The following is a 13,338-nucleotide window of genomic DNA, read 5'->3' on the forward strand; positions in this document are numbered from 1 at the left end:
GACTGCCGGATCCGATCGCACTACTCGTCCTGCACACCGAACTCGCGGTCTGCCACGGCGAACTCGGCGACAAGGAGGCCGCCGCGAGCGCCGCCACCACCCTGCTTCTAGCCAACCTGCTCGAGAAACAGGGCCGGGCAGACGAGGCCATCGACCTACTTCGCACCGCGCTGGCCAGGGTGGAGCAACTCGCCGCAGAGACCGGCACAGGCAGCACCACCCGGTGCGGCAACGGACCGCGCGGCTACGACACCGGCAAAGAGTGAACGACCGCAGGCGCCACATCGTCGTGGGCACCACCGGTCTGCTGCTGATCATCCGAACGGACGGGGCATTCCGGACACGACCGCTTGCCGACCCACTCTGATCAGCATTTACATGCAGACGAGGGAGTCGGGCATACGCAAGACGGGATTGTGTCAGGTTAGCGACAGTCCAGGGATGTCGTCGCCGGTAATTCCGTCGCCGCCGCATCGGTAATACGATGGTCGCATGTCATCAAAGGTCTCGATTGTCGCCATGGACCACAACCCCGGTCCCGGCCCGAGAGCCGGCGTCGACGTGACCTTTCTGCCGCTCGCCGAGGACGACGGCGTGCCGGTCTATCCTGAATCGACTCCGGTACTGATGCAGGAACTAGTGGCCACGGGACTGGTGGTGGATACCTGGCATCCCGCCTCGGAATGCGATTTCGCCTCGTCGCGCGGTCTGGTGACCGACACGCTGCTCCAGATCGGTATCGGAATCGGCTCGTCCGCCGGATGGTACGCCTTGCAGTCGATGCTGCGCCGGCACACCGGGCAGGTCAGCGTACGCGCGATTTACGATGACGGTGTCCAGCGACGAGGCGTGGAGGTGACCGGAGAGGCGGCCGACGTCGTCGAGGTGCTGGACAGGCTTGACCCGTTCAGGTCGGAGCCTTCCTGATGGCGCCCTGCCGCAGCGTCCCGCCGAGGTCTCGCCCGTGAGCGATCTGGCGAGGAGCGTACGTGAGCCGTCGCGGCAGTATTCGACGGCGGTGGCGGAGGAACGCCTCAGACTCGTCAAACAGGTCGCGGCCGCGATGGAGGCGTCGTCGGTCATCCGCGACCCGAACAGCCGACAGTTGCTGCTTCAAGAGTTGAGCCATGCGTTGGGCGGCGCCGTGGGCTACCGGGAACTGGGTCTGCTACGGCCCCAGATCGTCGAGCTGGTGACGGTGTGCGTGGACCGCCCGGGCGGGCTGCGCTGCCTCGTGGAATGTCTGGAGTTGCTCGAGCCGGGCAGCGAGCACACGACCGAACTGCTGCGACTGGCGGACGAGTGGCAGGTGGTCGAGTTGTTCGCCGATTACGACATCTCCTGGCTGCGGGGCCTGCTGTCCACGGTCGAGGTGACCCGTGATCTGCGGCGGTTCGTCACCGAGACCCGCGCGGTCCCCGCCCCGCTGCGGTGCAAGAGCGCCTGGGATCTCTTCACCCACCTGGCGTCGACCAACTCACAAGGTGAGACGCCAGCGTGGCTGGGGCTGCTCGCAAAGTTGGTGCCGGCGGTGCCGGAGGCGTCGCTGGACCGGATGCGGGAGTTCGTCGCGCAGCTGGCCAAGGACTGGGGGTTCACGGAGCAGTTGGAGGTGGCCCCGACGAATCCTCTCGCGGCCGTCGGCACCGGATACCTCGTGATCCAGTTCGAGAAGTACGGTGGTGACGACGACACCTACATCATGTCGCACTGGTACCAGTGGGCGTCTGCGGTCTGGCAGCCCCTCCGCGGTGAGGACCGGCACGTGCCGTACGGAGAACTCGAGGCGGCCGTCGACCGGGTCATAAACGAGATCGAGCGCCGTTGGGCGGATCAGGCCGGTGCCGTGACCATCGAATTCGTCCTGCCCTGGCAGCTGATCAACGAACCGGTCGACACCTGGCGCAAGGAACTCCACTCACTGATGCCAAGTCCCCTGACCACGGAGTATCCCCTGGTGATCAGGAGCCTGGAACGCATCCGCGCCAGCCAGTGGCACCGTGTGTGGCGCAGTCGATGGCAGGGCCTCGCCAGTCGCGGCAGCGAGCGGAAGCTGATTCACTGCGCCTCGGGGCACCATGTCGACGTCCAGCTCGAGGCGACCCTCAGACGCGAGAGCGGCGTCGTGGTGCTGGTGCTCAGCGAGTCACCGGCTGTGGATAGCGTCGGAGAGCGGCAGTTGCTTGTCGGGCTACGGTCCGGGGTACCGGCCATCGTCTGGCATCGCAACCGGTCGTCCACAAGGGATGTGTGCGACACTGTCGCGTCGATGGTCGGTGATCGCGCGACAGGCGCTGGAGTGATCGAGCTTCCGTGGCGTTTCGCGGAAGTGCGGCAGTTGGCGTGGAGCGAGGACCCCAAAGGGCTCGACCAGCACATCGGACACGGATTTGTGATCTTGTTTGATGATCCGGATCGGCAGCCAGGAGGAGCGGTCTTCGCCGACGGCGACAGGCGAAGGGTCCTTGCATGAGCGGCAACGGCCACGGGATGTGGGCCGCCGATGACCGGTATCCACGCCGGACGGGCGGCAGCGTCACCGGCCGGCACCGTGGCGCCCGATCGTCGGGGCCCGCGTCGGCGACGGCGGATCCGCGATGAGCCGAGCAGTGCCTGCGATCTCCGCACCCGCCGGCCGACGGGCAAACGACTCACCGGTGGAGCCGGCGGAGCAAGGCCGGGATCTCGTCGTGGTCGTCGATGACGATCCGGTGATGGAGTTCTGGGCCGATGAGATCTCGACCTTCATCGCGGTACTACGAGCCCAGCGCGTTTTCACCTCCGTCGAGGTCAGACGTACCAGTGTCGAGGGCGGTGTCTTGCGGGTGACCGGTGACCGCGAGGCTGCCGACGTTCCGCCCGAGAGTCTGGTTGATCCCACAGGGCGGCGGGTCGTCTTCCTGCTGACCCACGGCGGGTCCGATGCCTGGCGGGGCGGACTCATCCGCCCCGTGCTCGTCTCGTGGGCAGCCGGTATGACCGTTGCCGTGGTCCATCTGCTACCCCAACAGCGGTGGCGCGATCGGGGCATGGAGACCACCGAGGTGGCATGGAGCCTGGAAGGTCCGGGTCCGGCGACCTCTCGGTCGTGGCGGGTGAGCGGTCTTGATCTCCGTCCCTCCGACGAGCGGGACGAGGCCCGGCTGACGGCGGTGCCGGTCATCGAGCGCGGCACGGACTGGTTGCGACGGTGGAGCCGGCTGCTGGCCGGGCCGGCAACGGGCGAACTGCGAATGCCGGCACTCTTGCTGCCGCCCGGCGGGTTGGCGGGCAGCCGCCCCGGCCGAGCGGTTTCGGTTCAGGATCTCGTCGCCCGGTTCCGGGCCAGCGTGTCACCGGCGGCGTTCACGCTGGCGACACGGCTGGCCGCCGCTCCGCTCAACGTCGCCGTCGTGCGCGCCGTGGCGAGGACGGTGATCCGATCGGGGCCGGATCAGCTGACCGAGGTGCTGACGAGCGATCTGGTGCAGCCGGTTCGGCACGCGGCGGCGACAGGCGGCGCCCGCATCGGCTACGAATTCGTGCACGGTGTCCGCGAGCGACTCCTCGCGCTCGGGTACCGCGACCGCACGGTCGAGGTCCAGCACATCGTGGAGTACGAGCTCGCGCACGACGTGCAGGCGGTACGCAATCTGACCCTTCGCGTCAAGGATCCGCAGAACGCCTCGTACGAGCGGGTCACTCCGGCCGCCGAACCGTACCTACGGGTCGAGTTGGCTGTTCACCTCTCGCTGGGCGGGCCGAACCTCGTCGCGGCCGCACGGCTGGGCCAGGCGCTCGGCTCTCCTATCCCACGGCAGGTACGTCGAGTACTGCAGCCACCATCCGTTACCGCTCACAGGACCATGGAGTCCGGAATGTCTGACAGAGTGAACCCGCCGGCCCCGGGGGTCTCGTTCGGTTCCGCAGCACACGTCATGCTGGATGCCGAGCCGGGCATCTCGGGCAGGGCTCCGATCGACGATCTGCGGACCGTACCGCGGCTCGACGGGCCTTCGCCGGCTGTCGTCGGCAACCTGCCGCTCCGGAACGCGAACTTCACCGGCCGGCGTGAACTGCTCGACTCCTTGCACCAGCGCCTGCGTGCCGGCACCACCGCAGTGCTGCCGGAGGCGTTGCACGGCTCCGGCGGAGTGGGCAAGTCGCAACTCGTCATCGAGTACGTCTACCTTCATCAGCAGGATTTCGACCTCATCTGGTGGATCCCGGCCGAGCGGCCGGCGCAGATCCAGTCCGCGCTGGTGGAGTTGGCGGCGCGCCTGGCCCTGCCGGTCCCGTCGACCGCCAACACGGCGGTGCCGGCGGTGCTTGAGGCGTTGCGGGTCGGACGCCCGTACTCCAACTGGCTACTGATCTTCGACAACGCCGAGGATCCGCACGACGTCGAGCAGTTCTTCCCCAAGGGCGGCCCCGGAAGCATCGTCGTCACCTCCCGCAACGGCGCGTGGCGGGGCATCGCGAACAGTCTTCCGGTCGACGTGTTCGAGCGGCGGGAGAGCATCGATCTGCTTCGCCGTCGGGGGCCGGACCTGGCCGTCGACGACGCTGACCGGCTCGCCGCGGCCCTGGGTGACCTTCCCCTGGCCATCGAGCAGGCGGCGGCCTGGCGTGCCGAGACGAGGATGCCAACCGACGAGTACCTGGAACTCCTCGACGCCAGCCGTCCGATCCTCGATGACGAGACCGCGCAGCAGGACTACCCGGAACTTGTCGCCGCGGCATGGAACGTGTCCCTCAACTGGCTGCGCGACCAGGACCTGTCGGCCCTCCGGTTGTTGCAGGTGTGCTCATTCTTCGCGCCCGAGCCGATCGGCAAGGTGCTCCTGTCGAAGCCACGCGCGCTGCACATCCATCCCGACCTCGATCCCCTGGTCCGCAACCCGATCCGCCTCAACCGGGCGATTCGTACGGTCGGCCGCCTCTCGCTGGCGAGAATCGACCACCGGACGAATTCCTTCCAGATGCACCGCCTCGTCCAACGCGTACTGATCAACCAGATGGATCCGGAAGACCGCGAAGCCCTCCGGCACGGCGCCCACATGTTGCTGGCCGGCAACGACCCCGACCAGCCTGACGACGCTGACCACTGGCCGCGGTACGCCGAGTTGTACCCGCACATCGTCGCCTCCGGTGCGGAGCAGTGCGCGAACGAACTGGTGCGCGACATGGTGCTGAACGAGGCGAAGTACCTGTGGCGGTGGGGGGACCACCTGGGTGCACGTGATCTTTCGCAGCGGGCATGGACGGCCTGGACCGCAGACGGCGGGGGTGCCGACCCGGACAGTCTCCGGATGGCGAGCTGGCTCGGTTTCATGCATTTCGTCGTCGGTGACTACGCCGCCGCGGCCGCACTGAACGCCCAGACGCTCGAACTCTACCGACAGACCCTCGGCGACGAGCGGGAGGAGACCCTGGACGCCATCGGTGCCGTGGCCGCCGACCACCGGGTCGCAGGTGACTTCGCCGGTGCGCTGGACCGCTCGCTCGTCGTCTACGAACAGGCGAAGCAGAACTTTGGTGAGGAGGAGCCGTTCACGCTGCGCGCCGCCCACAATCTCGCGGTGAGCATGCGGCTGTCCGGCCTGTTCGGACGGGCTCTCCAACTCGACGAGCAGACCTACCAGCGTCTCGTGCAGATCTACGGCACCGACCACCCGGACAGCCTCAGCACCTTCGGCGGCATCAACCTGGACCGACGGGAACTCGGCGACTACATCGCGGCGCACGCGAACCAGGAGAACGTCGTCGCCATGGCCCGCCGGATGCTGAAGTACGACGACCACCCGGATCTGCTGCGGCAGAGCCACATGCTGGCGAGTTTCCGGCGCAAGGCCGGTCACCACCACGACGCGCTCGACCTGTCCAGCAACGTGCTGCGCCGCTTCCGTACGCGCTACGGCGACAACCATCCCGACACCGTGCTCGCCACGCTGACCTTCTCCATCGACCAGCGGATGACCGGCGATCTGCGCGCAGCCAGGGAGGCGGCGGAGGTGGCGGTGGAGGGCCTGCGCCGGCTGTACGGCGAGGACCATCCGCATACGGCCGGTGCGCAGGTAGACCTGGCGGTGACGCTTCGTCTGCTCGGAGAGTGCGAACAGGCCCGGGAGCTCGACCAGGTGGCATTGGAGCGGCTGACCAGCCGGCTTGGTCCGTCGCATGCCCTGGTGCTGGCCGCCCGGATCGACCTCGCGAGCGACCACTACGAACTCGGCGCCTACGAGGATGCCCACGCCCTTGACGCGGATACCCTCACGCAGTGTCGTCAGGTCCTCGGCAATACCCACCCGACCACGCTCGTGTGCGCTCTGAACCTCGCCATGGATCTGCGGGAACTCGGGCGCGATTCTGAGGCGGGCAGGTTGTTCGACTCGAACCTCGAGCAGTTGCGGCAGGCCCTCGGCTTCCGGCACCCGGCGGTCGCGGCGGCCGGTGCCGGCGTACGGGCCAACTGCGACATCGACCCGCTCCCCCTGTAGCGACACAACGTCCGATCCGGCGGGTCAGACGGCCTGCCAGCCCGCCGGGTCGACGGTGTCGAACCGCAGGTCGGGGAGCCCGTCACCGAGCCAGCCAGCCATCTCCAGCGGATCCAGGGTCACCGTCGCGGCCCCGCGCGCCCGTAGCCCTCGGACGACGGCCACGATGAGTTCCGGGCGGCCGAGCAGAGCCCGCGTCGCCGGATCGGCGGGGCGGTCGAGCCGGGTGAGACCGAGGCCGACCCAGGCGTGTACGTGCGACGGGTTCTGCCTCAGCTCGCCAAGGTAGCCGGCGTGTGCCTGCTCGATGTCCCCCGCGACGAGGGCGAGGTCGGCCGGGGTGGCACCCGCGACCCTGTCCCCTACCTCGTCGGGGGCGGCGCGTAGCCGCCTGAAGGCGTCCGGATCGAACAGCAGGTATCTGCGTAGGACGGCCCGGGCGTCGAGCAGGCCGGGCGGTGGTTCCGCCAGCACCTTTTCGGCACCGACGGCGAGGACGGCGTCCGCCGCCGGGACACGGTGCCGCCAGCCGGTGACGAGTGCGTCAAGCTCGGCGGGGTCCAGGCGGATGTTGTGGCCTCGCCACAGTGCATAGTGATCGAGGGCGACGGCGTGGGCTGCGTCGAGCGCGGCGGGGGGCAACGGATCGTCCTGGCCTGCCTTCAGCTCTGTGTGCAGGGTGTCTACGAACTGTTGGCCATGCCCGGTCAGCCGGCCCGACGTCGTGATCATCCGCAGGACGCCGAGGGTCTGCCGGCGCCACAGCGCAAACTCGAAGTCCGCCGCTGCCCGCTCCTGCGGTGGCGCGTGGTGCCGGTGAACCTGCCAGAACTGGGTGATGCCAACGAACGCGTACGCACCCTGGAGGACACCGGCGAGGGGTCTTGGGTCGTCTCGCCAGGGGACGTAGTAGCGCAGGCCGTCGTCGGGGTCGCAGAGGGTGAGCAGGTGGGACAAGGCACCGAGCTTGTGGTGCTGCGACTCGTGTACCAGGGTGACTGCCAGTTGCACCGCGTCGTCCGGTTCGGAGAGCAGGATGCCCCCGAACGCCTCGGCGCCCGACGCGGACAGCGGACGGAAGCGTTCGCGGCGTGGCACCGGTGCCAGGGTCCGTACGATTCCGGCGATCGCCAGGGCGCATGCGCGCTGCTCGCGGACCAGCAGTTCCCAGGCACGCGCGAGATGCACGCGCCAGCGGGTGATCTCGGTCGCCGACAGCGGCTGCGGCGATGTGGGGCCTCGCAGGTCGCGGTACACGTCGCGGTCGAGCAGTTCGACCCGGAGGTCGACGCCGTCCTCACCGACCTCGACGACGACGGGTACGTGCCAGTCCGGATCGCCGGACAGGCATCGTACGGTGCGGGCGCCGGTGTCTATATCGACCTGCCCGTCGCGGGCCCGCACGCGGACGACCGCGCGGTCCGTGGGGACCGACGCGGAGCCCACCGTAGGCAGCATCGCGGAACCCTGGCGCACAGGTATGTCGAGTTCGAAGGAGAGATCGGCCCGAACAGCACACGCGGCCGCGAGGGCGTGTAGGTATCCCACGTCCAGCCACATCGGCACCAGGGGGTCGGCGTCGTCGCCCAGCCGACGCAGGGTGTGCGCGGCCCAGATGCCGACCTGTGGCTGGGCCAGGACGTCCTCGGTGCTGTCCGGAGCGGCTCCGTAGGCCCGGACCAGCAACTGCCAGGCGTCGCTGGCAGGCGCGAGCGGACCGCAGGCCTCGGGCCGGATGACGCACGTGTCCAGCACTGCGCGCAGCACTAGCAGCCGCCAGCTGCGCTCGGACCGCCAGAGCGCCGCGACGCTCGATTCGTCTCCGGCACCAGTGGCCAGGGTTTCGAAGTGTGCCTGTTCGAGGTAGGTCGGACCTAACGAGAAGGAATCAGACGACATGTTCCTCCGAATCCGGCCCGGCGGGTCGCATCCGGCTCGGGAAGGAGCCGTTGTAGCCGCTGATACTGCCCCCCGAATCGGCAACTCGTTCTCGTACCCGCGAAATCGCCGCAGTCATGCCGGTAGGATCAGCCGACCGTAGGGTCGCCACGGTCACCGCTGACAGGTCGAGCAGCTCAGACTCGATACCGGCGAGGCGTTTCTTCATGTACGGCAACCCTCCCGATGATGACGGTCGATAGCTCCATATTACTTATGCCTGCATGCAGCGAAAGCGTCGAGCGGTCGACACCACAAACCGGTTCAGGCCGCGGGCCGTCCGTTTTGGATTCCCAGGTGTGTTCGGGTCAGGTGTGCGCCGCCAGCCGGGCGGCACCGTCCTCGACCCGGGCCATCGTGGCGTCGTCGGCGGCGAAGAAACGGACCGCCTCGACGAGTTCCGACAGGGCACCCGGATAGCGCAGGCAGGTCCGCACGACACTGATGGCATCGAGCCGCGCCGCGGTGCTACGCCGGATGGCCGCGTACACCTGGCCGCGCAGCAGCGACAGGATCTCCTCACGGTCGTTCGGTCGCAGGAACTCCGGGACCTCCAGAAGCGCGTCCACGAGGGGGGCCATAGCGGCCGGGGGTGGGGGCGCGGGCGCCGCAGGAGCCGGACGCCCGGCCCCGGATCCGCTGAGCAGGAACCCCTCGTCGCCGAGCGCGTTGCGGTACCAGAGGTACGTGGGGGTCTGGGCGGTGAGGCCGCTCGACCGCAGCTTGTCGAACCGCTCTCGCAGGGTGGCCACGAGCCGCTCCGGATCGGCGAGCCGATCCCCGTCGCCATCGTCGAGCAGACGCAGCACCTCCCGGCTGAACAGCCCGGTACGTCGCACACGGAGGTTGGTGGCGGCCTGACCGACGCCGGCGGCAAACAGGACATCCTGTCGCCGTCCGGCGACGGTTCCCCCGACCGGGAAGGTCTCGTTGCCGGCCAGGCGCAGGCCCTGGGGGCGATCGTGCAGCTGGCACGCGTCCACGATCCACACCTGCCGCCCGAACGCGGGGACAAGATCGGAGGCGAAGGTGGCGAGCATCGAATCTAGGTCGAGAGAGCCCGCATCGGTGGCGGTGGCGTCGGCGTAGTAGAGCCTCCGGTGGCGACCGGTGTCGACATAGCCGTGGCCACCCCAAATTACGTAGAGGGTCGACGCCTGCCGTGTGGGCAGCTCCCGCAGCAGCACCTCGCGTACGGTCGCACGGTCAGCGGACCGCAGCACGACTCCGGGCGGGACGGCGTCCGGCCCGGGATCGGGCGACAGCAGCACGGTCACCTGCCCAGGCGGGACCCCTCGGGTCACGAACCAGCGGGCGAACCGGATGGCGTCGTCGACCGGCCCGACCAGGCTCCACTCGCCGCCCGCCGCGTACTGGTCGATGCCGACAGCGACCACGTGGACGTCGAACGGATCGTGGTCCGGGCCCATATCACACTCCTCATCCATTACGGGACAGCCATATCCGGCGCAACGACGGTCGTCGGACCGCCGGTGGTCCAAGGATGGTCGATCGCACACCGCGTCCTTGAGATTCCCAGACGGCATGGAGGGCCGCGCAGGGTGCCGCCTTGCCGCAACGGCCGGTCACACGGTCCGCCGGGTCTCACGCCGGTCCCGCCGAGCTTGATTCCGATAGTTCGCGTTGTCCCGCAGCGGGCTGGGCTCGGTTGTCATGGTGCGCTCCAGTTGGGTGGCGTGGTGCGTCGGTGGCCTGCGCGGCGGTGATGCCGCCGGCATCGCCGGGTTCGGGCTGACGGGGTCAGCTCGCCGGCTCGGCAACCACGGTCAGGGCGCGGTGGTCAACCACGGTGGCGGTGACCTCGCCGGGCAGTAACGGACCGATCGAGGGCGTCAATACCGAGGGCAAGTTCCTGAAACAACAGATGTACGGCCGGGCAGGCTTCGCCCTACTCCGGCAGCGCATCCTGCTCTCGTAGATCACCCATGGTGACCACCGTTTCTGCGCCAGAGCCGTTCGTTCCAGTGTCACGCTTGCTCGGTCCGGCACGGAGTCGGTCCCGACACCGCCTCGGCCCTGCTGGTCACCGCCGGCGACAACCCAGACCGGATGCACAGCGAGGCGTCCTTCGCCGCACTATGCGGCGTCAACCCCATCGAGGCGTCCTCCGGCAAGACCCGCCGCCGACGCCTCAACCGAGGCGGCGACCGCCGCGCCAACGCCGCCCTCCACCGCATCGCCCTGACCCGATCACGCGCCGACCAACGCACCCGCGACTACCTCGACCGACGCAGCAGCCAAGGCCTCACCCGCCGCGAAGCCACCCGATGCCTGAAGCGCTACATCGCCCGCGAGGTCTACCACCTGCTCCGCCAGCCCCAACGAATCAGACCCCACGAACCGCTTGACGAAACATAGGGGCATCGGAGCCGGCCGGGCATGGTCCGTCTCGCTCCGATCAGCAGCCCGCGATGGTCGAGAACGATCCGCCGATCGCTCCGCCGGCGCCTTCACCACTGGTAAGGCCCGTGCCTGCCACCCCGGTGTACGTGTCGCCGAGGATGCGCGACGCCCAGGTCGTCTTGACGTCCCACGCGCCGTCCCTGGCAGCGAGGTCCACGCGCGAGACGAGGCTGCTGCCGCGCCACACCTCGAACCGGGCTCCCGCAGTACGGCCGGGCGTGGTCGCCGCCACCAGAGTGATCTCCCACAACGGGCCGTACCCGCTTTCGACCGCCGTCTTGCACGCCATCACGACAGCGGTGCCGGACTGGCCGGCAAACGTCGACCAGGCGGCGTGAGCCGGCGCGGCAGCGCCGATGGCCAGCGCAACGCTGGTCACGGTGCTCAGGAGGGCAAGTTTGCCGATCCGGCCGAACTTCGTCACGGTGGTCTCCCCTTCGGCTTCTGGTGTCTGTCCCGTCCGTCCCTTCAGGAGGGCGGACGCTCCACACCCTAATGGACTCCAAGCATGGGCTCGCTCGACCCACGCCGGTGGGGCGTTGGTTCCGAACTCGGCGGACAACGTGGGAGCAGGGGTACCAACCCGGTTCGGGATCAAGACATCGTCCGCGAGGTCTACCACCTGCTCCGCCAGCCAGCCCCAACGAATCAGACCCCACGAACCACTTGACGAAACACAGGGGCATCAGAGGCCCTGATGTGATCGGTCACCGGTCCCGGCGTGCTCGCGCCGGGACCGGTGAGCCGGTGGGGTGTGGCGGCGTGACCGTCGGGTGCCGGCCTACTCCGGTGCCGCCCGCGCCGCTGGCGTCGTCCTGCTGCGTTACGGTGTGACCACCCTGCCGCCGAAGGTCACGACGAGACGACCGTCGGATGCGAAGGACCAGCCCAGGGCGCCGGAGTACTGGGAGCACCGGGATCCGTTGGTGCCGGACCAGAACTGGTTCGAACTGTCGGAGTTTCCGACGATCCGGTCGTTCGAGCCGCTGTTGCACGAGGTGTTGTTCCGGAACACCGAGGAGCCGCCGTCGAAGTTGAAGTTGCGCTCGGCGTTGCCGATGTTGGCATTGTTCGACACCGTCATCGTGCCGGGGTTGCGGTTGTAGGTGAACCCGTGCTTGCCGTTGTCGTACGCGATGTTGCCCCGGATGGTGTGGTTCACCGCGATGTCCTCGCCGCCGAGCTTGAAGCCGTTGCGGTCACCGTTGCCGGCCTGGCCACCGTTGCTCAGGGTGCCGTTGCCGTAGGCGAGGGAGGACTCGATGGTCACCGTGCCGATGGCCCCGGTGTCGCTCTTGGTGTAGAGGTCGTAGCCGTCGTCGATGTTGTTGTGTGCCACGGTGTAGCGGAAGACGTTGCCGGGGCCGACGGTGAGCTTCGGGGCGAAACCGTCGGCGTCCTCACCGTCGGAGTCGACGTTGTCGTGCGACACGGTGCTCACCACGAGGTTGTTGGAGGGCCACTGGTCGCGGGGCGCGTTTGCCACCAGCCGCGAGAGCTGAAGCCCTGAGTCCCGGTTATGGCGGGTCACCGTACGCTCGATGATGTTGTTGTTGCCGGCGAGCAGGATGCCGTTGTCCCCGGCCCGCTCGACGATGATGCCGCGGATGTGCCAGTACGATCCGCCCACCGCGAGTCCACGGTTCGCCGGATCCTCACTCTGGGCCGAGAAGTTCAGGATCGGGGTCTCGTTCGGGTAGGCGAAGATGTTCTTGCGCGCGCTCGACGTGCCGTTGTTGCCCTGGCCGATGGTGATGGTCTGCGAGTAGCGGTAGGTGCCGCCGCGCAGGTAGATCGTGCCGCCGGCGGTGACCCGGGTGATCGCGGAGGTGAGCGTCGTCGGGTTCGCCTCCGTGCCGGCCGCACTGTCGGTGCCGGTCGGTGCCACGTACAGCGTGCTGCTCGACGGCGGGGGCGTGGTCGGCGGCGGGGTGGTCGGCCCGGTCGTCGGCGGCGGCGTGGTCGGCGGAGTGGTCGTGCCCGAGGCGTACGTCTCGAACTCGGCGATCCTCGGTGTGCCGGTCGAGCCGGTGATCTCAAAGTTGATCTTGCGCAGCGAGGTGGCGGCGAAGGTGATGGTCCCGGCTCCGGTGCCGCTGGCCAGGGTGGCGCCGGTGTCGTTGTTGACGACCCGCCAGGAGCCGATGACTCCGACAGCGCCGGCCGCCTCCCGGATGTTGATCGAGCCCACCGTGGTGGCGGAACCCCACTTGATCGAGATGCGGCCGGTCGATCCGGCCGGTGACCAGTAGGTGCTCATGTTGCCGTCGAGCACGTTGCCGTAGCTGGTGCCGCTGGCCTTGCTGGAGCCGTCGGAGCCGGCCCCGAGGCTGAGATTGGTCGCGTTGACGCCGACCGATGCGGGACTGGGGCCACTGGAGGCACCTGACGCCTGGGGCATCGGCAGCGCCGCGACGACCGCGGCCACGGCCACAGCGGTGCCGCCGGCAAGGAGCTTGTGTCGCACTGCGGTTCTCACTGTTGGACTCCTCGGGAG

The 13,338-nt window shown here is 68.6% G+C and carries 10 protein-coding genes and 1 pseudogene; 6 read left to right on the top strand and 5 right to left on the bottom strand.

What is annotated here, in order from left to right; translation table 11 throughout:
- The 4 genes from AB0M79_RS27355 to fxsT form a co-directional block, all read left to right on the top strand.
- The coding region (locus tag AB0M79_RS27355; protein WP_364218734.1) for a hypothetical protein at positions 1–266 on the top strand (266 nt) is incomplete at its 5' end.
- A 226-nt stretch (positions 267–492) separates the two neighbouring features.
- On the top strand, positions 493–927 hold the full coding sequence (locus tag AB0M79_RS27360) for a hypothetical protein (RefSeq protein ID WP_364218736.1): 435 nt from the start codon (positions 493–495) through the stop codon (positions 925–927).
- Positions 928–964: 37 nt separating this feature from the next.
- Positions 965–2,473, top strand: coding sequence for a hypothetical protein (locus AB0M79_RS27365; RefSeq protein ID WP_364218738.1), 1,509 nt, complete (start codon positions 965–967; stop codon positions 2,471–2,473).
- 184 nt (positions 2,474–2,657) lie between these two features.
- Complete coding sequence (gene fxsT / locus AB0M79_RS27370) at positions 2,658–6,479, top strand: FxSxx-COOH system tetratricopeptide repeat protein (RefSeq protein WP_364218740.1); 3,822 nt, start codon at positions 2,658–2,660, stop codon at positions 6,477–6,479.
- A 24-nt stretch (positions 6,480–6,503) separates the two neighbouring features.
- On the opposite strand, the gene AB0M79_RS27375 is transcribed toward fxsT, so the two are convergent.
- The 3 genes from AB0M79_RS27375 to AB0M79_RS27385 all read right to left on the bottom strand — a co-directional run bounded on the left by AB0M79_RS27375 (position 6,504) and on the right by AB0M79_RS27385 (position 9,847).
- The gene (locus AB0M79_RS27375) at positions 6,504–8,378 is read right to left on the bottom strand and encodes an HEXXH motif domain-containing protein (protein ID WP_364218742.1); all 1,875 of its coding nucleotides are present in this window, start codon (positions 8,376–8,378) and stop codon (positions 6,504–6,506) included.
- Complete coding sequence (locus tag AB0M79_RS27380; RefSeq protein ID WP_364218744.1) at positions 8,368–8,586, bottom strand: hypothetical protein; 219 nt, start codon at positions 8,584–8,586, stop codon at positions 8,368–8,370. The genes AB0M79_RS27375 and AB0M79_RS27380 overlap by 11 nt, the downstream gene beginning before the upstream one ends.
- Before the next feature lie 139 nt (positions 8,587–8,725).
- Positions 8,726–9,847: a hypothetical protein gene (locus tag AB0M79_RS27385; protein WP_364218746.1), complete on the bottom strand. Its 1,122-nt coding sequence runs from the start codon at positions 9,845–9,847 to the stop codon at positions 8,726–8,728.
- Between the two features lie 244 nt (positions 9,848–10,091).
- Between AB0M79_RS27385 and AB0M79_RS27390 the strand changes: the two genes are divergently transcribed.
- Together AB0M79_RS27390 and AB0M79_RS27395 are read left to right on the top strand one after the other, a co-directional pair.
- Positions 10,092–10,253 carry a hypothetical protein gene (locus AB0M79_RS27390; RefSeq protein WP_364218748.1) on the top strand — a complete coding sequence of 54 codons (162 nt, stop codon included), beginning with the start codon at positions 10,092–10,094 and terminating at the stop codon, positions 10,251–10,253.
- 168 nt (positions 10,254–10,421) lie between these two features.
- Positions 10,422–10,796, top strand: a pseudogene (locus AB0M79_RS27395) (IS110 family transposase); the annotation flags it as partial.
- Between the two features lie 40 nt (positions 10,797–10,836).
- Here the strand turns inward: AB0M79_RS27395 and AB0M79_RS27400 are convergent.
- Both AB0M79_RS27400 and AB0M79_RS27405 read right to left on the bottom strand, forming a co-directional pair.
- A complete protein-coding gene (locus AB0M79_RS27400) occupies positions 10,837–11,265 on the bottom strand; it encodes a hypothetical protein (RefSeq protein WP_364218750.1) in 429 nt (142 codons plus the stop codon).
- Positions 11,266–11,664: 399 nt separating this feature from the next.
- The gene (locus AB0M79_RS27405) at positions 11,665–13,320 is read right to left on the bottom strand and encodes a cellulose-binding protein (protein ID WP_364218752.1); all 1,656 of its coding nucleotides are present in this window, start codon (positions 13,318–13,320) and stop codon (positions 11,665–11,667) included.
- Between the last annotated feature and the right edge of the window lie 18 nt (positions 13,321–13,338).

Origin of the sequence: Polymorphospora sp. NPDC051019 (assembly GCF_040683055.1) — a bacterium.
GTDB lineage: Bacteria > Actinomycetota > Actinomycetes > Mycobacteriales > Micromonosporaceae > Polymorphospora > Polymorphospora lycopeni.